Genomic DNA, 20,996 nt, shown 5'->3' on the forward strand with positions numbered 1-20,996 from the left:
TATGCCGACGACAGTGATAAACGTCAGCGCAGTAGAAGAGAGCACGAAGCGGGCACTGGATTACGTGTCAGAACAGCAGGATATGCTGGGTGCAATAGACCGCGTGGTCAACACGATGGAAGATGCTTGGGACAGCGATGCACAAAGAGCCTACGCAGAGAGTTTCCGGCGGTCAAGAGATCGTATAGAGCGTTTCAACGAGTCAGTAATCAGCTCCCTGAACAATATGCGCGGGTTTGTGGGGGACTGCGTGAGTGCGGACGAACTTACGGCACGCGAGATATTAAGCGTAATCTGGTAAGCGGAAAGGAGAGCGGCAGACAATGGCAAAAATTTTAGCAGTAACAACAGAAATGGAGGCGCGCGCCTCTGACATAGGAACAAAAGCAGACTCGATTCTTGACATACAGAACGCAGTAACAAATATATTCCAGAGTTTGGGACGGGACTTCAGCGGGCGCATTCCGTCGCTGATGACCGAGAAGATGATAGCAATGGAGGACATATATCAGGGTATAAACGGCACGCTCAACGGATACGCGGCTTTCCTGTCCGACGCGGCCAAGAACTACGACTGGAGCGACAGAGAAGGCGCGAGATGGGCAAGGTCTCTTAACTTGGGAGGGGGTAACTGATCATGCCGTCAAACGTGTTAATCTTTGATGCTGATTACGTCTCCGAGCTCACGGCAAGGATGAACAGTGCCTGCGAGCTCATGGCGAGTGCAGTATCCAGCCTGAAGAGCGCGAGCAACCACGAGGGCTGGAAGTGCAAGGAACGCACCGAGATACTGGGCTTCTTCGACCAGCTTAACGACAAACTTGGCCGCCTTGACGGAGGGGTGAACGAGACCACGAGGATACTCAGCGGGAGCGTGAGCCGTTTTGCCTCCCTCGAACAGCAGTACGAATCGCAAGCTGAAGGGCTCTCTGAGGAAATAACCGGCGGCTTCGGGTTCAGGGCATCCGTGCGCGGAGGCGGAAACAGCACAGAACCTTCCGGGCAGACACCGGGAAGTTCTGCGTCCGGCGGAACAGGCTCTGGCGGAAGCGAAGGCACCGGCGGGGCAGGCGGGCAAGGCGGGCACGGCGGGCACGGCGGGCACGGAGGCGGCGGACATGTCGCAGGAGCAGTCGCAGGACTTGGCCGCAACATAATAGGCGGAAACAGGCCGGGCGACAATCACAATAATTCTGAGACACCTTCAGGAACAGGAGGAGCAGGAGGAGCAATGAACGTAAATCTTCCGGTAACGTATATTCCCGACAACCCGGGAGCGGCGGCACGGGGCGTTAAGGACACCAAAGCCGTAGCAGTATTCGCGGTCAGCACAGCCGCAGGGACAATCACGGGAGCTCTGTCGGAAGGAGCTCAGGCAGCGTCAGTACCGGCACTCGTCGAGGCCTACAACACAGCACGTGATGTCTTCGAGAGTTCCGGCGCAATAATGGCCAGTCCGTCCCAGCCCCACACTGCTGAGCGTCTCGCTATGGCCGCCGGTCTGGTGTCGCTCGCGGGGAATCCGGGAGCTCAGGCTTCGGCGCATTCGCAGGGCTTCAGTGCTTCGTCATCAGGGAGCGGGAGCTTCGCCGCCAACGCAGGCAGCCTCATGGGTATGCTTCAGGGCAACTCTGAGGCTTCGGAGCTTCAGGGCATTCTGGGAGTACTGACGGGGGCTGGCGGTGTTTCTGGTGCTGCATTTGCCGGAAGTTCTAGAGGCGAAAACAATACATTCTTTGATATGATACTCGATGCACTCAAGAAAGCCCTTGCGGGAGAAGGCACAGGAACGTCGTCATCGTCGTCTGCCTCTAACCCGGTAGCGGAATTTCTGGGAAGTTACGTGATGGACTAGGTGATAATCAATGCCGAAGGTGAAATTTGCAGTACGTTCCGACGTGGGGCGCGTAAGAACCAACAACGAGGATAATTTATACTGCAACGGAATAGTCATGACGGTCTCCGACAGAGAGAGGCCGTTTTTTCTTGCAGGAATAACGGACACACCCGCAATCTTCGCTGTCTTTGACGGAATGGGCGGCGAGGACTGCGGGGAACTTGCCTCCCTCACTGCCGCAGAGTCGCTTCAGAAGCACGCAGGCAAGGTACTCGGCAACATTCTTGACGCTGAATGGGAAGTAGTCAACTTCGTCAAGGAAGCCAACGCTGAGCTTCTGGAGATTATGCGTTCTCAGGGTCTGAGGATGGGTACTACGCTGGTTATGGCAGTTGTCGGCGAGGCATCCTTCACGATGTACAGTCTGGGTGATTCTCAGGGCTTCAAGATGCTCGGAGACCGTCTCGTGCGCGTAACGGACGACCACACCATAGCCGCAAGCAAAGTCAGGATGGGTCTTATGACTCCTGCTCAGGCGGCCAAGAGCAGGGAGAACCACATTCTCACGCGCTGGCTTGGAGATCCCGACGAGTTCGGAGCAGCACCGGATGTCAGCCAAGCCTTTGCGTTCAGTGATGCACAGGGAGGGCTGATGTGCTCTGACGGACTGACTGACATGCTGGACTTCAAGGACATCGCCGCAATCATGAAGGCTAACCCCGAGCCTTCGGACGCAGTGAATGCCCTCGTTGATGCGGCACTCGGGCGCGGAGGCCGGGACAACGTTACGTGCCTTGTGTTCAGAGTAGAGGAGGTTGAGCAGGCATGACGGACATAAAGCAGTACGAGCCTCTGTGGGGTTCATGGTACGTCGAGGGCAATCCGCTGGGTGAGGGATCGTTCGGCCAAGTGTGGAAGGTACGGCGCGAGGAGTTCGACCGCAAGTACTACGCCGCCGTGAAAATAATCTCCCTGCCTCAGAGCCGGGAAGACCTCAACCGCATACGCAGCGAGCTCAATGACGACGAGCCAAGCGTACGGAGCTACTTCAAGGGTATGGTTGACGACATAATCCAGGAAATAGACCTCATGAGCATGTTCAGGGGGAACTCTAACGTCGTCTCTATCGAGGATCACAAGGTGCTGCCAAAAGAAGGCGGAGAAGGCTGGGAGTCCATAGGCTGGGACATTCTCATACGCATGGAACTTCTGGAGACGTTGTCGGCTCACACAGCGTCCAAGCCGCTAACCCTTGAAGAGGTTATGAGGCTGGGTATAGACATCTCGCACGCTCTGGAGCTCTGCGCCGTCAAGAACGTTATCCACAGGGATATCAAGCCGGACAATATCTTTGTGTCGGAGTACGGAGACTACAAGCTGGGCGATTTCGGTGTAGCCCGGCACATTGAGCGCATGAACGCCGAGATGTCAGAGAAGGGAACGCCCACGTACATGGCACCTGAAATCTTCAACCACCAGCCTTACGGGCCTTCTGTGGATCTGTACTCTCTGGGCATAGTCATGTACCGTTACCTGAACAACAACCGTGCTCCGTTCATGCCGCCTTATCCCGAACAGCCGACCCCTGATGACCGCGAGAATGCACTGATGCGCAGGATGAGGGGGGAGCAGATTCCCGACATACCCGGCATTCCCGCAGAGCTCAATGATTTTGTGCTCAAGGCGTGTGCGTTCCGGCCTGACGACAGGTTCAGGAGTGCTGAGGAGTTCAGGAAGGAGCTCGAGAGGATAGCGGGCGTGAAGTCTAAGGCTTCCGTGTACGAGATTCCGAGAGCGCAGGGAGGTGCGGACACTTCTCCGCGCGCACGCAGGGCTGACGAAGAAGAGGAGCATACTGTCGGGCAGTTCGTTCCACGTTACGAGGAGACCATCATTGCCCCCAAGAACGAGAAGCCCGAAGTTCCCGCACGAATCATGAACTTCATCTCAATACCCGGTGCTGTGTGTTCGGGGCTGCTTACCCTTCTGTGTATCTTCAGCGGACGAACCGGCGACATTGTGTTCTCCATGCCGCTCTACGCTATGCTTGCTGCCCTCTGCGTCCTGACCTTCAAGCTCTCGGCGTTGAACCTTGTAGCGATTGTCTGGCTCATCGTATGGCTGGCCTTTACGGCTCTGATGAACTTCTCGGCGTTCGATTATCCTCTGCTGGCAATGACGGTGGGGATATTGTGTGCTGAGGCTCTGCGTTCGCCCAACCCGAAGTACAAGCGCGTCCTTAGTGTTGCTCTTGCGATGTGCGCAGTTGTTACGTCAGTGCTGTCTTACAGGGCTTCGGGAGCTTCGACCTCAGAGAACTTCAAGGCACTCATTGCGGCATCTTACGGAATACCGGCCATACTGTCGTTCGGTGCTGTAGCCGTAATGCTGCCCCATCGCGAGGACGGGAAAGTCATCCCTGTTCTTGCGGCTCTGCAGTTTGCACCGCTGATGATGTTCCTGATGATGATAGCAGCAGCATTTGCCGGGAAATTCTCTTACGTGCTGTTCAACATGGCTAATGCCTGCTTGGTGGGGTTCTCGCCGGAAAGATTCTCGTGGTGGAGGTACGCGCGGTTTCTCGGGCTAGTCATTCAGGTTGTGGCGGCACTGTGCGTTGTGCTGACGGCGTGCGCAAGGATGATGCCTAGTGATTTTCTGGCGATGATGAACAGCAAGGGGAAATCTGCCGGGATGTTTGCGGCCGGGCTTGCTGTCGTAATTATGGGCTTATTGGCTGTGTTGCTGATTTAGGCGGAGTGCATCAGCTATGAGCAAAAAGCTAGTGTACTTATCGAACTGTCCCAGTCATTATTCACTGTCGCTCTCTGAGGCCTTCACCAAAATCTACGGCGACAGCTTCAAGTTCATCACGACCGTCCGGCTCAAAGAAGGCGAGGGTCTGCCGTCATACTTCGGGGACACGGCGGAACTTCCGTTTGTCCTGCGAGCCTACGACAGCCCGGAGGCCGGAGAGGAAGCCCGCAGGATGGTGATTGATGCGGACTGCGTGATAATTGGCGGCCTGCCGGTAAGCGATGTCGCCGAGAGACTGCGTGCGGGGAAATTGACTTTCATGCAGAGCGAACGTTTCTTCAAGGGGCCGCTGTGGAAGGATGCAGTGAGGTTCGCGAAGTACTGTCTCTACAGCGGCGGGAGGTCTCAGGCACGGGATAGGCGCGCGAAGTTCTACCTCCTGTGCGTGTCTGCTTACGCGGCACGGGACTACAGCACCTGCGGACTGTTCAGGGGCAAGTCGTACAGGTGGGGCTACTTCCCCGAGCTGAAGCACTGGGACACTCTTCCCGCAAAGGACAGCGGAAGCATCATCTGGACGGGAAGGCTAATCTCGTGGAAGCACCCTGATTTGGCGGTGAAGCTCGCGGAGAGGCTCAAGGCTCAGGGCAAAACCTTCCGGCTGAAGATTATCGGTTCTGGCGAAATGCAGGCAGAACTCTCGCGCATGGTCGACGCACTGAACCTTCACGACTGCGTAGAACTTCCGGGAGCTCTTCCCGTCGGGAAGGTTCGCACGGAGATGGAGAGGGCGGAGATCTCGCTGTTCACGTCGGACAGAGGCGAAGGCTGGGGAGTTGTTCTCAACGAAGCAATGAACTCCGGCTGTGCAGTTCTCGCGGACAACCGAGCAGGCTCTACCCCATACCTAGTCAGGGACGGGCACAACGGACTGACCTTCAAGGGGCTCGATGACCTCACGCAGAAAGTCTCTGCACTGCTCGATGCTCCCGAGAGATGCGCTGAACTTGGCCGGAACGCCTACAAGACTATTGCGGAGGTGTGGAGTCCTGATGTCGCGGCAAGGAGGTTCGTCGAGCTTGCGGAGGCACTGAGGACAAAAGATTCTGTGAGCTTGTGGGAGGACGGGCCGGGAAGCGTTGCGCCGGTGATATAATTACACAATCCCCAACGAAAAGAGGTACTCACTCATGAAGATAGGATTTATCGGTCTCGGCATAATGGGTCGCCCGATGGCCAAGAACCTCCTCAAGGCCGGGCACGAACTCAGAGTATTCGACATGAACAAAGCCGCTGTTGACGACGTCGTAGCCTTCGGTCAGGGCAAAGCCACAGCCGCCGCAAACGCAGTCGATGCCGCGAAGGGTGCAGAGCTCGTCCTTACGATGCTCCCCAACTCCCCGCACGTCAAAAGCGTAATGCTCGAGGACGACAAAGTCGCTGACCACATGGAGCAGGGCGCGGCATTCATCGACATGTCCTCAATCAACCCCATCGCCAGCCGCGAAATCGCCGACGCTCTCGCAAAGAAGGGAATCCCTATGCTCGACGCTCCCGTCTCCGGCGGTGAACCTAAAGCTATTGACGGAACGCTGAGCTTCATGGTCGGCGGCAAGAAGGAAGTCTTCGCGAAGTTCGAGCCTGTGCTTAAGGCTATGGGCTCAAGCGTTGTGCTCTGCGGAGACATCGGCGCAGGGAACGTTACGAAGCTGTGCAACCAGATCGTCGTTGCGGTGAACATCGCGGCAGTCAGTGAAGCACTCATGCTCGGCAAGAAGGCCGGCGTTGACCCCGAAGCAATCTATCAGGCGATACGCGGAGGGCTCGCAGGCTCAACGGTAATGGACGCGAAAGCTCCCATGATCATGAACCGCAACTTCAAGCCCGGCTTCAAGATTGACCTTCACATCAAGGATCTCACCAATGTTATGGACGCGGCCAAGAGCGTTGACAGCCCCATTCCTCTGACGGTGCAGGTGTTCGAGATGATGAAGATTCTTCACGGCGACGGCAAGGGACAGTGCGACCACAGCGCGCTTGCCCTCGTGTACGAGAAACTTGCTAACACGGAGATTACGCGCGGCTAGTTCACGAAAATTTCATACCAACTGCATATAATAGACCCTGTGAGTTAGTGTACAATCTATATTCACGGGGTCTAATCTTATTCTCAGGAGTTCATTATGTGATGCGCAAAATCTTTCTTACAATTTCACTCTTTCTGCTGATGATGCTTCCGTCAGTCCTTTATGCTGAAGACATTTCCGGCCTTTCCCTCGAAGAGTGCCTGACGCTCGCTCTCCTCAACCACCCTTCGCTGACCAAAGCCAAAGCCTCAACGCGGGACATTGCCGCACAGCTCGAAGCCCTGCGCGCAAGCACACGGTGGAAGCTCAGCCTCTCCGGGTCATTCAGCTACGACGGCGACTACGAGGACTGGGACAGCAGATACCACAGCGAGTCCCTCCGTGTAACGGCGACGAAACTCATCTATGACAACGGACGCAGCAAACTTCAGCGCGAGATACGCACGGAGAGCCTGAAGGGTTCGCGCGAAACATTCAGGAACACGCAGATAACCGTAGCCGCCAACGCCAAGAAAGCCTACTATGACCTCGTGCTGAAGATGCTCAACAGGGACGTAGAACGCGAGAAAGTAATGAACCTTGAGGAACACCTTAAGCGGGCTCAAGGTCTCTACGAGGTCGGCAACGTCGCATTCATCGAGGTAACGAAGGCTCAGGCAGATGTAGCCAGCGCGCGCGTCTCCCTCCTGAAGGCAGAGAACGATATTCTTGTGTCGCAGGAAGCACTGAGGGTAGCGATGGGCACGGATATTGCCGGGCCGTTCGACATTCTGCTGTCGACGGAGCTGCTGCTTCCTCAGCCCGCAGAGGACACGTCCGCACTCATAGCCTCAGCCCTCAACGACAGGCCGGACTACCGCAAACTTCTTCACGACATCAGGGGAAGCGAGCTCGCAATCACCAACGCCGCCCGCGCGAACTCACCGACAGTGAACGGCACGCTGAGTTCTACGTTCTCGAAGCGTGAGGGCAACAACTCGACGGAGAACTACGCCGCCGGAATAACCGTAACCGTCCCGATAGTTGACGGCGGGGAGGTCAAGGCTAACGTTGCGTCCGCACGTGCACAGCTTGACTCCGTGAATGCAGACGCAGAGGCCTTAAGGCAGCAGATAACTTACTCAGTGAGGAGCGCGGCACTCTCGCTAACGAACGCGACGGACAGGGTAAGATCCAGCGAAGCAAGCGTGAAGTACGCGGAGGAGAACCTCGAGCTGGCGAAAGGACGCTACGAAGTCGGAGTAGGCGAACCACTCGAGCTCAGCGATGCGGTCTCTACGCTGGCAAGTTCGCGGTACACGTACTATCAGGCACTGTATGACGCACAGACAGCAAGGGCAGAACTTGACGCGGCACTGGGTCATTTTCCGCCGGAGATTGACGGGAGGATAGGAGAATGGGAAGCAGAGTAGACCTTCACATACACACTGACGCATCGGACGGAACAGACAGCCCGCAGGCCTTGCTCTGGAACATCCAGAAGGCCGGAATAGACACGTTCGCTGTTACTGACCATGACACGATACGCGGGGCAATGGCTGTGAAGAAGATTGTTCCGCCGGGAATGAAGTTCATTCAGGGAATAGAGTTCTCATGCATTGCAGAAGGCGGAAAGTGCCACATTCTGGGCCTGAATTACGACGAGAACAACCTCGACTTTCAGGAGGCACTTCGTACTGGCGACGAGCTCCGGCACGCAAAGTTCTGGAAGCGCGTTGAGGTATTGCGCTCGGAATTCGGGATAACCTTCACTGATGACGAGATGGATACCCTCCTCAAGACCCCCAGCGTGGGCAAGCCGCATCTGGCTAATATGATTGTCGCTAAGGGCTTCGCAACGGACAGGCAGGACGCAATCACACGCTACATCGACAAGTGCAGGACGGGCGTAAAGAGCAAGATAGATGCTTCTTTCGCGGTGAGAGCAATTCTGTCGGCAGGAGGAATCCCTGTGTGGGCACATCCTCTAGGCGGTGAAGGTGAGCCGGAGCTTCCCGAGCATAAGTTCAGGGTTATGCTTCAGGAGCTCGCGGGTTACGGCTTGAAGGGGCTGGAGTGCTGGTACTCGAAGTACAAGCCCATGAAGTGCGAGTGGCTTTCGCGGTGGGCGGAGAGAATGGGGCTGTGCGTTTCGGGCGGTAGCGACTATCACGGAACGAACAAATCAATTCCGCTCGGCCGTCTCAATGCTGACAACATAAACATAGATGCAGAGAAACTTACGATACTAAGAAAGGTGTGAAATCATGATAGCAGGAATAAAGAGGCTTCTTATTCTCGCTGTGATGGCGGGGCTGGGGTATTGGGGGTACATGTTCTTCTTCCATGAAGAGCCGGTGACTTACGGCCTGACGACTTCGCAGATAACACGGGGGGACATTGTCTCGACAGTTACGGCGACAGGCGAGCTCAACGCAATAAACGTCATCGAGGTGGGAACTCAGGTCTCAGGGATAGTGCAGGAAATCTACGTCGACTTCAACTCTGTCGTGAGAGCAGGGCAGTTAATCGCGCTGATTGACCCGTCAGTTCTTCAGCTCACGCTTAGAGAGTCGGAAGCCAGCCTCGCGGTGTATCAGGCGAGCGTAGCCAGCGCACAGGCATCGCTTGAGGACGCGCAGAGGCAGCTAGCCCGCAACAAGGAGCTTTTGGCGCGCAAGCTCATAGCCCGCAGTACTGTGGACACCAGCGAGACCGACGTATCTATGAAGAGGGCAGCCCTTCAGGAGGCGAAATCCCGTGTTGTTCAGGGACGTGCGGCAGTCGAACGCGCAAGGACGAATCTCGGCTACACACGCATAACTTCACCGGTGAACGGCGTAGTGATTGACCGCCAGGTAGACGCTGGGCAGACCGTAGCATCAGGCTACCAGACACCGACGCTGTTCAAGGTTGCCGAAGACCTCACGAGGATGCAGATCGAGACGCAGGTTGACGAGGCGGACATCGGGACGGTTGCTGAAGGCCAGAGCGTAACTTTCAGGGTAGACGCGTTCCCTGACGAGGTGTTCGACGGAAAGGTCGTGCAGGTGAGGATAGCTCCGTCGACGAGCAACAACGTCGTAACGTACACGGTGATTATCCACGTGAGCAACCCTGACCTTAAGCTGAAACCAGGAATGACCGCCAACGTCTCAATCGAGACCGCCCGCGCAAATAACGTCCTGCGTATCCCGGTAGCTGCATTGAGGTTCACGCCGCCTGAGGGACTGCTGGAGACGATCTCGTTCGACCGGGACATTCTGACGCAGAAGAAGACGCTCAACAGCGGGACGTTATGGCCGGAACACGACGGAATAATGATGAGGCCGGTTCAGGTAGAGACAGGCATCACGGACAGCCGCTACGTTGAGCTTGTGAGGGAGAAGACGCAGGCTCCTGCGCGCCCGGACAGGACAGGTCAGGGAACAGGTCAGGGCAGGCCGGAAGGTTCTCCGCGTCAGGTACTGCGTGAAGGTACGGAACTTGTGGTGAACGCTCAGGCTGGAGCGACGACTGGGACGACGAGTCGGGGCGGGTTGTTCGGAGCACCCAGAGGCGGCGGAAGAGGCGGGCCGAGATAGCATGAGCATAATCGAAGTCAGAGACCTCACGAAGATCTACAAGACCGGCGACGTTGAGCTTCATGCTCTTGACGGGGTGAGCTTCGCCATCGAGCGCGGTGAGTTCGTGTGCGTGATGGGGCCGTCGGGTTCGGGGAAGTCGACGATGATGAACATTCTCGGCTGCCTTGACGTGCCCACGTCGGGACACTACGAGCTTGACGGTGTGGACGTGAAGGATCAGAGCAGGGCGGAGCTGGCTGACATCCGCAACAAGAAGCTTGGTTTTGTGTTTCAGGGCTTCAACCTTCTGCCGAAAGTTGACGCTGTCGAGAACGTAGAACTTCCTCTGCTGTATCGCGGCGTTGGAGGTTCAGCGCGGAGGAAGGCGGCGATAAACGCGCTTGAACGCGTCGGGCTTGGAGAGAGGCTGCACCATCGGCCTGCGCAGATGTCGGGCGGGCAACAGCAGAGAGTCGCCATTGCGCGCGCAATCGTAGGCGAAGCACCGATAATCTTGGCCGACGAACCGACGGGCAACCTCGACACGAAAACGACGGTGGAGATCATGAACATCTTTACGGAGCTGCATAAGCAGGGAATAACGGTGATTCTGGTTACGCACGAGCCGGAGATAGCGACGTGGAGCGAGAGGGTGTTACGGTTCAGGGACGGGAAGCTGATTGCTGACGAGGCCGCACCGAAGCTCGAGGAGCTGGAGACGGAGGCCAAGCAGAGGCAGTAAGTCAGGGAGGGCAGGAGAGAGATTATCCCCTGTCCTCTGCGTTTTCACCTACAGCCACTCGTTGATGTTGCGCTTTGACGTACCCCAAGTGAATGTCCTTACAGGTTCTACTTTTCTGCAGTAACGGCAGGCGGGTATAGGCTCGCTCAGCTTCTGGCATATCTCGTCTGCTGTCAGATCTTGATAGATGTCGATGTAATCATCCTCCGTGATAACTACATTCTGGCCGAAGTATTTGTTGAAATGGTGGACGTGAGGAGCAAACGAGCACGTGAACAGGCGGCCGTGACTCAAGACGATACAGTTGTTGGCGCGTCCACACATGCCGAACTGTAATTTTATGTCGCTGTCTCCGCCTAGATTTATGGGCACAATGTCGAATATGTCTTTAGTGCTGCTGGCATCATTCCACGCCCACTCAAAATTGACACCGAACTTGGCGGCCTTTGCTTTGATGGTGTCAGCATCAATCTTTATGGGGTATGCCGAGACCCAGATTCTGATGTTATTGTCATGGCAGGCTTTCCAGAAATCATCCGGCATCTTGGGCAGAAGTATACCGTTGGAGAAGACGTAAATATCTCCCTCAGGCAATACTTGTCTGGTTATCCTCATAAACTCTAAGAGGTCGGGATGAAGCAGAGGCTCGCCTCCCATGAGATAGACACGATCACACTCGTGGCCGAAAAGTTCCGCAAGCCTTGTAACGTCGCGGCGAAATTCCTCAACGTCAAGAAATTCCGGCTCAGCCAGCGGAGCAAAATCACTACAACCCTTACAGTTGAGATTGCAGTGTTCGACTAAGTGTACCTCAAACCTCAGCTTGCTGCGCTTCTCAGTCAGAGGCAGGGACTTCGCTATCTTGGATTTGACGGATCTTAGGCGTATCCTACGGATAATTTCGGGCTTTATCAGCCTTATAGAGCGGAAAAGAGGAGCGGGAAGAATAATGCTCAGGAACTTCTTCAGAAGTCCCTTCAACTTCAGGAGCTTCTTCAAGATGCCGCACCTGCCTCTCCAGCAGGACAGTACAGCACGACATGAACACTATCTGCTATATTTCTGGCGAGGGGAAAAGGATAGACTAGGCTACTGCGAACTGCGAACTGCGAACTGCGAACTGCGAACTGCGAACATTATACGCACACAAATTCATTCGCGTCAACCTCCTTATTGCTTAAGATTGCATTATTCTATCACAAAAATACGGCTCCGATTATCTCAGAGCCGCGCTCAATCCTTATGCCTCTATCGGGATCTCCGCCTCGTCCTGTCTCGGCCAGGTTGAAGTCCATGTGCGCACCGGCATTCCCCAGATGTTGATGAACCCCACAGCCGCAGAATGGTCGAACGTGTCGCCCTCCGAGTACGTCGCGAGGTCATGACGGTAAATGCTCTTGGCCGCCTTCAAGCCCCTCACTACCGCGCTGCCCTTGAAGAGACGCATCTTCACCGTGCCGTTCACGTAACGCTGCGTGTCGTTGATGAACGCGTTGATTGCGTCGCGCAGAGGCGAGAACCAGTAGCCCTCGTACGTCAGCTCCGCAAAACGTGTCTCGAGCTCCCTCTTGCTCCTGAGAACCTGCTTGTCCAGCGTAAGTGTCTCCATTGCACGATGAGCAGTAAGAAGCGTTACAGAGCCCGGGCACTCGTAGACCTCGCGGGACTTGAAGCCCACAAGCCTGTCTTCTACCATGTCAACGCGTCCGATGCCGTGCCGCCCCGCAATCCTGTTGAGCTTCTGGATGAGTTCAACGCCGTGCATCCTCTCTCCGTTCAGTGCCGCAGGTATTCCGCCCTCAAACGTAATCTCTATGTATTCGGGAGCATCCGGGCCCTCGAGGGGGTTAGCTGTCATCTCGTAGGCATCTTCCGGCGGTTCGTTCCAAGGGTCTTCGAGGAGTCCGCACTCTATTGAACGTCCCCAAAGGTTGTCGTCAGTACTGTAAGGTGATGACGCTGTTGCTCTCACGGGTATTCCGTGCTTGTCCGCGTACTCTATCTCTGCCTCGCGCGTGAAATGCCAGTCCCTCACAGGCGCGAGAACCTTGATTTTCGGGTTGAGTGCCGTTGCGCAGACCTCAATGCGCACCTGATCCTGACCCTTGCCCGTGCATCCGTGTGCTACTGCGACTGCGCCTTCTTTGTTGGCGATGTCGACGAGCGTCTTTGCGATTAACGGACGGGACAGCGCAGAAACGAGGGGATACGTTCCCTGATACATTGCGTTAGCCTTCAATGCAGGGTAAACGTAGTTCTCGGTGAACGTCTTCTTGAGGTCGAAGATGTACGCTTTCACCGCTCCGCTGTTCAGTGCCTTTGCCTTCGCCGCCTGAAGGTCAACGTCCTTCTGTCCTACGTCGGCCGTCATCGTAATTACGTCGTAGCCCTGCTCGGTGAGCCACATTACCGCAACGGATGTATCAAGCCCTCCGCTGTAAGCGAGAACCGCTTTGCCTTTCTTCTCTGCCATGAATAGGATTCCTTCTCCCATGAAAATTTTTGATGATGTTATGATAATAACACAAGCTGATTTTATGGAGACATCAGAAAAATATCTTCTGAGGAACTGCCGGACTTTGAGTTACTGCTCGCCGGTTTTCCATGCCAGGCATTTTCGATAATAGGCAGGCGCGAAGGTTTTGATGATGCTGTTCACGGAAAACTGTTCTTCGAGATTCTGAGAATACTCCGCGAAAGAAAACCTGTCGCATTCATGCTAGAGAACGTAAAGAACCTTACAGCTCACGACAGCGGCAGGACATACAGAATAATCATGAACTTCCTCGAACACCTGGGGTACTGCGTCTATTCGCGGGTTCTTAACGCAATGGACTTCGGGCTTCCCCAGAAACGCGAAAGAATCATTATTGTCGGCTTCCGTGAAAATGTGCTGTTCGCTTTTCCTGAGCCTGTACCTGACTCAGAATGTCTGACACTCGCAGATATTCTTGAGCCGTCTCCCCCGGCACGGTATTATGTCAGCGACAAGATACGGGCATCACGGCTGGCAAGACTGAAGTATAAAGACTTTCCCAAGCCGTATATTTCGCATGAAAATGTAGCAGGAAGCGTAACGCCTCATTTATGGTCAGCAACACTCAGAGCAGGAGCTTCGGCAAATTACATGCTTGTTAATGACGAACGCAGGCCTACAGAACGCGAGATGCTGCGGCTTCAAGGTTTCCCCGACAGTTTCAGAATAGTAGTTCCATACGGGAAGCTGAGACAGCAGTGCGGAAATTCCGTAGCCGTCCCGGTAATCAAAGCAGTAGCTCAGGAAATGTTAAGGTCATTAAGGCAGGTACAGGCATGAACACAGAACAGTCATTCACAGTTCAGAAATGCCCTTTATTACGTAAGGACTGCATCACCCGGAGATTTTGACGTGAAGAAATTCATAGATTCTTTCAGGTATGAGGCGGGGCTCAAGGGCTGAAGTTCTGGAGGAGTTCGGGGATTTTGCGGAACGTGTGATGCGCATCAATCCTTAGCTTAGACGAAGAGCTTGCGGAAGATATAACAGGCAGCATATCCGGCGACAGAATCATTATCGTCTGCCGTGATGCAGAGAAGAACATAATACATTGCGGAAGCTTCGTGATGAAATTGCGCTGGAATTTCCTCCTGCTTATAATTTGCCTGAGGTTCTGAAAGCCAGGCATTACGAAAAATTACACCCCCTGAGGCAGCCTCAAGGGGTGCACGCCTAATACGGCAGAATGTTCCACAAAAGATTGATTATCGGGTCAAAGAACACGTTGATTATCCCGGTCAGCAGAAGCACGAGAATTATTATCATCCCGTACCTCTCCAGCCACCAGTAATAATGCATGTACTTATACGGCAGAAACGCCTCCAGCACCCTCGAACCGTCCAGCGGCGGAATCGGTATCAGGTTGAACGCCGCAAGCCCCATGTTGATGTTCACCATCTGGAACAGGAAGATTAACCCGCTCTGCCCCGTCCACTGATACCACCTCGCCCCGAAAAACCTGAAGAACAGCACGGTAACTACCGCCGTCAAGAGGTTTCCCGCAACGCCGGCCAGAGACACAATCACCAGATCACGTCTCGGATGGCGGAAGTACCTCGTGTTTATCGGCACAGGCTTAGCCCACCCGAACCCCACAAGCAGAAGCATCAACGTTCCCACAAGGTCGAAATGGTCGAACGGGTTAAGCGATAGTCTCCCGCTGCGTTCAGCCGTTGGGTCGCCGACGCACTTGGCCGCGAAACCATGACAGAACTCGTGGAACGACAACGCCCACAGCAATGCCGGAATCGTGAGGAGAAGCCTCACCGGATCATGCAGTAATCTCATCTCTTCAACAGTCCTCCTAATCCCTTCTGCAGTCCCTTGCGCAGTTCGTCCTTCACTCTGTCCTCGACCTGCTGCCTCGTGCTCTTCTTCTGCTGCGTCTGAGGCTTGGTCTGCGTCTTGGGCTTGATGTCCGCAGGTGTAGTAATCTTCGGAGTTATCGGCGTGCTCTGCTGAGGCTTCTTCGCTCCGGGCAAAAGAATATCCACCGTGCGGTCTATTATCCTCTCCTGCAAAGTAGTTTCCTGCTTCTTGTCCGTGCTCTGGGTCTGCGCAGGTGTCTGCGTCTTAACCGTCGACGGCCCTATCTTCAGCCCCGAGAACGACGGCGACGCTGCTTTGCCCGAAATCTTCAGGTTCACGGTGCGGAAGTCTCCCGTTGCCGCCGTCTTCTCTGCTCCCGCTAGGCCTCCCTGAAGAAACGCTTTCAGTCCGTCCTGAAGGTTCGACACTCCTCCCTTGAAGAGTGCCTCAAGACCTCCCTTGCCGCCGCCCTGCAGTGCGTTGATCAGCTGGTAGTTGATGACGCTCTCGGTGAGGAAGTTCAGGGTTGCTTCCTGCCCGCCGAAATCTATCGTTCCGTTCTGTGTCAGTTTCGCGTAACGGTACATCGGGTCGTTCTTCGGAGCGTTCGCGATGCTTCCGGCCTTGAGGATGAGTTTCCCCGTCTGAAGGCTCAGAGGCGCGTTGACGGTCGCGTAACGTATTCCGTTGATGCCGTGAACCTTCGCCACTATGTCCAGCCACTTGAAGCCAGTGATTGCTCCCGCGCCCATCGAGAAATTCCCAGTGCCTGAGTACGTTACCTTGTCCTTCGCCGAGCCGTTTACCTTCATTGTGAGCTTGCCCGTGCCCGTAATCTTTCCCTCGAGGCCGCCCGAAGCATCCTGAATCAGCGCGTTCACGTCAACTCCTGATGCGTCGATGTTGTCGGTGAACTTCATCGTGTTCACGTCGAACGTCAGAGTGTTCTTGAGCGTCCCGCCGTAGAGTTTCGCTGTTCCGCCTGATGATGCAAACTTGTTTCCCGAGTACGACAGCGGCAGGTTCACGCTGGACAGGCTGAAGCCGTATGCCTTGAACGCTGGAAGTGTCAGAGTGCCCTTGCCCGAAACGTTTGCACCTGTGCCCGAAAGGTTCAGCGTGAGAGCGGCTGTGCCGGTGATGGTGTCCTTCATGTCCTTAGAGACATCCGCGACGAGCCCGCCGAGATTCACTCCCGAAGCCTCGAAGCTGTCCGTGAACTTCATGCTGTCGACGTTGAACGTCAAAGAGTTCTTGAGGTTTCCGCCGTAGAATTTCGCCGTGCCTCCGTTCGACGTGAAGGAGTTTCCCGAATACGCGAGAGGAAGGCTTACGTTCGAGAGTGAGATTCCGTACGCTTTGAGGGCTGGTGAGCCCAGAGAGCCTTTGCCGGTTACGTTCGTGCCCTCGCCGGTCATGACGAAGTTCAGGCTCGCAGTCCCGGAAACGTCGTAATCTGGTAACAGCCTCGCTAAGTTCACGCCGTCAGCCTTGATTGTGATGTTGGGTCTGATTGACGGCGACACCTGCACCGTTCCCGACGCGCTGACCTCCGCCCCCTCAACGTCCGCACGCAATCTGTTAATCTTCACGCTCTCCATTGTTCCCGCAACATCCGCCGCAACTCCCGTGAGCGTGAAGCCCTGTGCGTTCAGTGAAGGAACGTTGGCATTCAGTGCGATGTTCGGGCTGGTGTTAGTGCCTGAGACCTTCAGCGTACCTGTCAGACTTCCTTTGAGCTCAGCTCCCGAAGCCGCCGCTAACGGAGCAAGTTCGAGGTTCGTGAACCTGAAGTTGAAGTCCAGAGGTGATTTGCCCGCTATGTCCGCAGTCCCGCTTCCTGTAATCGTTCCTTTCCCGCTCTTTGCGTTGAGGCCTCCGAGAGTGATTTTGTCGCCGTTCTTGTCGATTTTCGCACTCACGCCAGAAAATGTTACTCCGCTCGCAGTTATGCTCTTGGCCGCCGCGTTGATGCTCAGTTTGTCGAGTTTCGCCAAGTCTCCGGCAAGTGCCGTCGTAAGCTCGATGTCCTTCGCACTCACAATGTCCATTGCCTGCAGGTTCGGCGATGATGCTACGAGGTTCACGCTCGGACTGTTCACGCTCCCTCTGACCCGCACTCCGGCATGAACGTTGCCCTTCAGCTTGTAGCTGTCGATGTCGGGAACGTAGGCCTTCAGTGCCGCAGGTGTCATCGAGATTGTTGCGCTTATGTCAAGATTGGGGTTGTCTGACGGAAGAGGAGAGATTGTCCCGTTCACGTTGATGGGCATTCCGTTTAACGTTCCTTCCGTCTTGCTGAGGGTCAAAGTCTTGTCCGCAAACGCAAAATTTATCACCGGCTTCGTTATCGTCTGATCGAACCCTGAGAACTCCGGGCTGTTCAGCGAGCCGGAAATTTTCGGAGAAGAAGCAGTGCCCTTGACGTTCACGCTCGCAGTGATTTTTCCCGCCAGCTTGTAGTCCGACGCATCGGGTATCATGTTCTCGACGCGCTTAATGTCCAAGTCGACAATCTTTGCCGTGATGTTCATGTTCGGGTTCACCAGCAGTGAGGCTACCTGCCCCTGAATGTACCCTTGCGCTCCCTCGAAGGTGAATTTTCCGTCAACGTTCGCCGTGTCGCTCTGGGAGAGCTTCATCTGTGCGCGTATGTTCGTGAAGGCACGTCCTGCGTAGGCTACGCGTGGTGCTGTGAAGTTCACGAGTCCGTTCAGCTTGTCGACGTACCCGCTGATGTTCGCATTGAACGCCTCAACCTTTCCCGACAACCCTTTAAGCTCCTCGAGGCCAAGTACTTTGTCGAGGCCGTCAAGGCTGGCTTCGCTCCCGTCCAGCTTCACCATAACCGACAGCTTCTCGTTCGGACGCACTGCCGCCGCTATTTCACCCTGAATCGGAACGTTGAACACGCTCGCCTGAATGTTGCTCAGCCCTGCGCGGTAATCTGCATAGTTGAAGTTCGCGCTCGCACGTTCGACCGGGAAGCCGTAAATCTTCGTGCCCTTGTAGTCTATCGTCCCGAAGGCTCTCGGCGAATCCGTCCTCCCGGTAATGTCCGCATTGATGCTCGCAGTCCCCGCAAAGTCCCCCGACTTCAGCAGCTCAGGATAAAGGCCGGTCATCTCCTGCAGGTCAACATTCTCTATTGACGCGTGAAGGTCTAAGTTCTCTCCGACTAATCCTCCTGTCGCAAGAATCTTTGCGCTCCCGAAGCTCAAGTCAGAACGGTTTATCCCCGTGAGGCCTGCCGCTTCTCCCATGTCGACAGTCCCCCTCAGCGGAATACCGTTAATCCCAGCGTCAATATCCACGTCGAACTTCCGCAGGTCCGCGCCGATCTCGTTCACGGTTATCACGCCGTATTCTGAGGTGAAGCGGCTTTCCCTGAGGCTGAAACGGTCTAACGGAATGTCGGGCATAGGGTTATCCGTGTCTGCGAAGGCCGGAGTCGCGTAGAGGCTCAGTGATGCCTGAGGTTCTGTCTCTGGGAGCTTGAGGTTCTGCACAGTCGCAATCAGCGTATCAATGTCCATGCTCATGCCGCCGAGCGAGATTTCTGCGAGCCGAACCTTCCCCGTCAGCAGTGCACCGAAATTCACGCGCCCGGCCAAGTACCCCGCCGCGAGAATCTTTCTGCCGTCCTTGTCAGCAAGCTCAAAGTTGTTGAGCCTGTAGCCCTTCACAGGGTTGCCGGTGATGCTGTCGGCAGTGAGCTCAAGCCCCATGTTCTCGGAAAGATAGCTCTTGGCGAAGCCGAGTATTATGTTGCCGCCGATGTCAGCGATAGAGAATATCCCCGCCAGCACAAGAAACAGCAGCCCAAGCCCCAACAGGAAACGCAGAAACCCTTTTCCGCTTCGTTTGACCGGCGGTCTTCTGTGCTTAGGCATCGGAATCAGAATGTCGTCAACAGTCTTTGCCAATAAATTCACGCCCCTCTGTTAATGAAAATTACATTAATAGAATTTGGAGGTAATTATAAGCTAAAATAGGCGCAAAAAATTTCAATGGGAGACAAATTTTCAGCATGTGCATGACAATTCTAGCGGGTCGTTACGCGACAGTTTCCGGCGAGGTCTTGGTCGGGCACAACGAAGACGCACCCGGCCGGTTCATGATGCAGACCCACCTAGTGAAGAAGAGGCGCAGGCATCCCGGCACAAAAATATCCTTCGAGCCCGGCCTCTCGGAACTCGAACTCAACGAGACACGAACAAATCTCTTCTGGTCAGAAGCCTCCTGCCTTGACCCGGAAGCCTGTGCTTTCTGCGACCTCTACGCCAACGGTCATGGCGTGGTCATCTGCACCAACAACTGCGCGGACAGCCGCGAAGACACCCCCGAACTCCTTGACGGCGGAATAGGCTACGGACTGCGCAGGCTCGTCGCGGAGAAGGCGCACAGTGCGCGCGAAGCTCTGGAGACTGCCTGCGGGCTCGTGGAGAAATACGGCTATGCATCGAGCGGAAGAAGCTACTCGTTCGCGGACAAGGACGACATCTTCGTGATGCAGATCGTTCACGGAAAACACTACGCTGTCCAGAGAGTGCCAGACGATGAAGTCGCCGTCATCCCCAACCACTACACGATACACGAGCCGGACAAAGGCGCGCCGGGTTACGACGAGCTCGTGAGCTACGCGCACTCACGCGGATGGTACAAGCCTGTTGACGGGACGTTTGACTTCGCGCACGTCTGCCAGTCGCCGGAGACTTCAGGGCTCGACAAGAACACGTACAGGCACATCCGGGCGTTCGAGATTCTTCTGGATATGGACTTGTCGGAGCTCAAGTGGCAGAAGTGGCAGGGACTTCCCTTCTCGGTGAAGCCTTCGCGGAAGGTTGACGTTGCCATGATGAAGGAGATTCTCCGTTCGCACGACGGGAATCCTCACTTCAGCGAGCCGCTCACTATCTGCAACACCGAGACCCTCGAGAGCACAATCATACAGCTCCGCGACAACCCCGACAGAATCATTCTGCGCAAAGCACTTGCCCGGCCGTCATACTCGCCCTATCTCGCGTGGTACATGGGCATTCCGTCGATTCCTGCTGGCTACGAGGACACAGAGCCCGAAGAGTCGTTAGCGCAGCACTTTCACCTGAAGCCGGAAGCTCTGGACTGGAAAGACAATGCGTGGTTCAGGGCACTCGAGGTCAGCACAGCCGCCGAGATTCTCAGTGCTACGAAGGAAGATGCAGTGCGCGGGAAGATTGCGGCCTTCGAGGAAGAGGAAGAGCGCGAACTCGCGGACATTGACGGGCAGATAGAGCTCAGCCTTCGGAGCAAGCCGGACATTGCGCGCGCAATCATGGAGGGCACGGTCATGAAGTGGGCGCAGGGTGTTGAAGGCCTCATGAACTCCCTCAGGGACGAGCTCGGGATACTCACCGCCACAGCTTCAGGCGCGGTAACCTGCGGAAAAGCGTTCGCTGTGCGCCTTGACGGTGTGAACACGACGGAGCTCGAGGAGTCGGGGTGTATCTGCGGGCCGTCGTACGAGAAATATTCTGCGTGGTCAAAGTGCGCTGGCATCAATCATGCTGACGGAACGTTAGAGTTTTCCGCCGGTGAATGGATGAAGGACGCTGTCCAGTGCTTCACGGACTTGTACATGATGCTTCCGTGCAGGGACGGCAAGAAGCTAGCCGGTTGCGTGAGAGTTCAGGTTAGGAGGTAA

Annotated in this window: 18 protein-coding genes; 14 read left to right on the forward strand and 4 right to left on the reverse strand. The window is 55.4% G+C overall.

Annotated elements, in window-relative coordinates; all coding sequences use genetic code 11:
- Position 1 precedes the first annotated feature (1 nt).
- The 11 genes from IJT02_05210 to IJT02_05260 all read left to right on the forward strand — a co-directional run bounded on the left by IJT02_05210 (position 2) and on the right by IJT02_05260 (position 10,968).
- Positions 2 to 301 carry a hypothetical protein gene (locus IJT02_05210; GenBank protein ID MBQ7544326.1) on the forward strand — a complete coding sequence of 100 codons (300 nt, stop codon included), beginning with the start codon at positions 2 to 4 and terminating at the stop codon, positions 299 to 301.
- Between the two features lie 22 nt (positions 302 to 323).
- The gene (locus tag IJT02_05215; GenBank protein MBQ7544327.1) at positions 324 to 635 is read left to right on the forward strand and encodes a hypothetical protein; all 312 of its coding nucleotides are present in this window, start codon (positions 324 to 326) and stop codon (positions 633 to 635) included.
- Positions 636 to 637: 2 nt separating this feature from the next.
- The gene (locus IJT02_05220) at positions 638 to 1,855 is read left to right on the forward strand and encodes a hypothetical protein (GenBank protein ID MBQ7544328.1); all 1,218 of its coding nucleotides are present in this window, start codon (positions 638 to 640) and stop codon (positions 1,853 to 1,855) included.
- Between the two features lie 10 nt (positions 1,856 to 1,865).
- Complete coding sequence (locus IJT02_05225) at positions 1,866 to 2,666, forward strand: serine/threonine-protein phosphatase (GenBank protein ID MBQ7544329.1); 801 nt, start codon at positions 1,866 to 1,868, stop codon at positions 2,664 to 2,666.
- Positions 2,663 to 4,591 (forward strand): protein kinase, encoded by a 1,929-nt coding sequence (locus IJT02_05230; GenBank protein MBQ7544330.1) that lies wholly within the window; start codon positions 2,663 to 2,665, stop codon positions 4,589 to 4,591. The genes IJT02_05225 and IJT02_05230 overlap by 4 nt, the downstream gene beginning before the upstream one ends.
- 16 nt (positions 4,592 to 4,607) lie before the next feature.
- Positions 4,608 to 5,750, forward strand: a complete 1,143-nt coding sequence (locus IJT02_05235) for a glycosyltransferase (GenBank protein ID MBQ7544331.1) — start codon at positions 4,608 to 4,610, stop codon at positions 5,748 to 5,750.
- 34 nt (positions 5,751 to 5,784) lie between these two features.
- Positions 5,785 to 6,681, forward strand: coding sequence for a 2-hydroxy-3-oxopropionate reductase (gene garR, locus IJT02_05240; protein ID MBQ7544332.1), 897 nt, complete (start codon positions 5,785 to 5,787; stop codon positions 6,679 to 6,681).
- 101 nt (positions 6,682 to 6,782) lie between these two features.
- A complete protein-coding gene (locus IJT02_05245; protein MBQ7544333.1) occupies positions 6,783 to 8,093 on the forward strand; it encodes a TolC family protein in 1,311 nt (436 codons plus the stop codon).
- Complete coding sequence (locus tag IJT02_05250; GenBank protein MBQ7544334.1) at positions 8,078 to 8,923, forward strand: PHP domain-containing protein; 846 nt, start codon at positions 8,078 to 8,080, stop codon at positions 8,921 to 8,923. Before IJT02_05245 ends, IJT02_05250 begins: the two co-directional genes overlap by 16 nt.
- 4 nt (positions 8,924 to 8,927) lie before the next feature.
- Positions 8,928 to 10,244 carry an efflux RND transporter periplasmic adaptor subunit gene (locus IJT02_05255; protein MBQ7544335.1) on the forward strand — a complete coding sequence of 439 codons (1,317 nt, stop codon included), beginning with the start codon at positions 8,928 to 8,930 and terminating at the stop codon, positions 10,242 to 10,244.
- A gap of 1 nt (position 10,245) precedes the next feature.
- Entirely contained in the window at positions 10,246 to 10,968 is a 723-nt protein-coding gene (locus IJT02_05260) for an ABC transporter ATP-binding protein (GenBank protein ID MBQ7544336.1), read from the forward strand.
- 48 nt (positions 10,969 to 11,016) lie between these two features.
- Here IJT02_05260 and IJT02_05265 read toward each other — a convergent pair whose 3' ends face one another.
- Positions 11,017 to 11,967 carry a radical SAM protein gene (locus IJT02_05265; protein ID MBQ7544337.1) on the reverse strand — a complete coding sequence of 317 codons (951 nt, stop codon included), beginning with the start codon at positions 11,965 to 11,967 and terminating at the stop codon, positions 11,017 to 11,019.
- A gap of 241 nt (positions 11,968 to 12,208) precedes the next feature.
- A complete protein-coding gene (locus IJT02_05270) occupies positions 12,209 to 13,441 on the reverse strand; it encodes an argininosuccinate synthase (protein ID MBQ7544338.1) in 1,233 nt (410 codons plus the stop codon).
- Between the two features lie 72 nt (positions 13,442 to 13,513).
- Between IJT02_05270 and dcm the strand changes: the two genes are divergently transcribed.
- Both dcm and IJT02_05280 read left to right on the forward strand, forming a co-directional pair.
- On the forward strand, positions 13,514 to 14,284 hold the full coding sequence (dcm, locus tag IJT02_05275; GenBank protein MBQ7544339.1) for a DNA (cytosine-5-)-methyltransferase: 771 nt from the start codon (positions 13,514 to 13,516) through the stop codon (positions 14,282 to 14,284).
- Positions 14,285 to 14,454: 170 nt separating this feature from the next.
- Complete coding sequence (locus IJT02_05280) at positions 14,455 to 14,622, forward strand: HaeII family restriction endonuclease (protein MBQ7544340.1); 168 nt, start codon at positions 14,455 to 14,457, stop codon at positions 14,620 to 14,622.
- A gap of 55 nt (positions 14,623 to 14,677) precedes the next feature.
- On the opposite strand, the gene IJT02_05285 is transcribed toward IJT02_05280, so the two are convergent.
- On the reverse strand, positions 14,678 to 15,292 hold the full coding sequence (locus IJT02_05285; protein MBQ7544341.1) for a site-2 protease family protein: 615 nt from the start codon (positions 15,290 to 15,292) through the stop codon (positions 14,678 to 14,680).
- Entirely contained in the window at positions 15,289 to 19,239 is a 3,951-nt protein-coding gene (locus IJT02_05290; GenBank protein ID MBQ7544342.1) for a hypothetical protein, read from the reverse strand. The genes IJT02_05285 and IJT02_05290 overlap by 4 nt, the downstream gene beginning before the upstream one ends.
- Before the next feature lie 110 nt (positions 19,240 to 19,349).
- Between IJT02_05290 and IJT02_05295 the strand changes: the two genes are divergently transcribed.
- Complete coding sequence (locus tag IJT02_05295; GenBank protein ID MBQ7544343.1) at positions 19,350 to 20,996, forward strand: C69 family dipeptidase; 1,647 nt, start codon at positions 19,350 to 19,352, stop codon at positions 20,994 to 20,996.

This window comes from Synergistaceae bacterium, assembly GCA_017450125.1.
Taxonomy (GTDB): Bacteria; Synergistota; Synergistia; order Synergistales; family Aminobacteriaceae; genus JAFUXM01.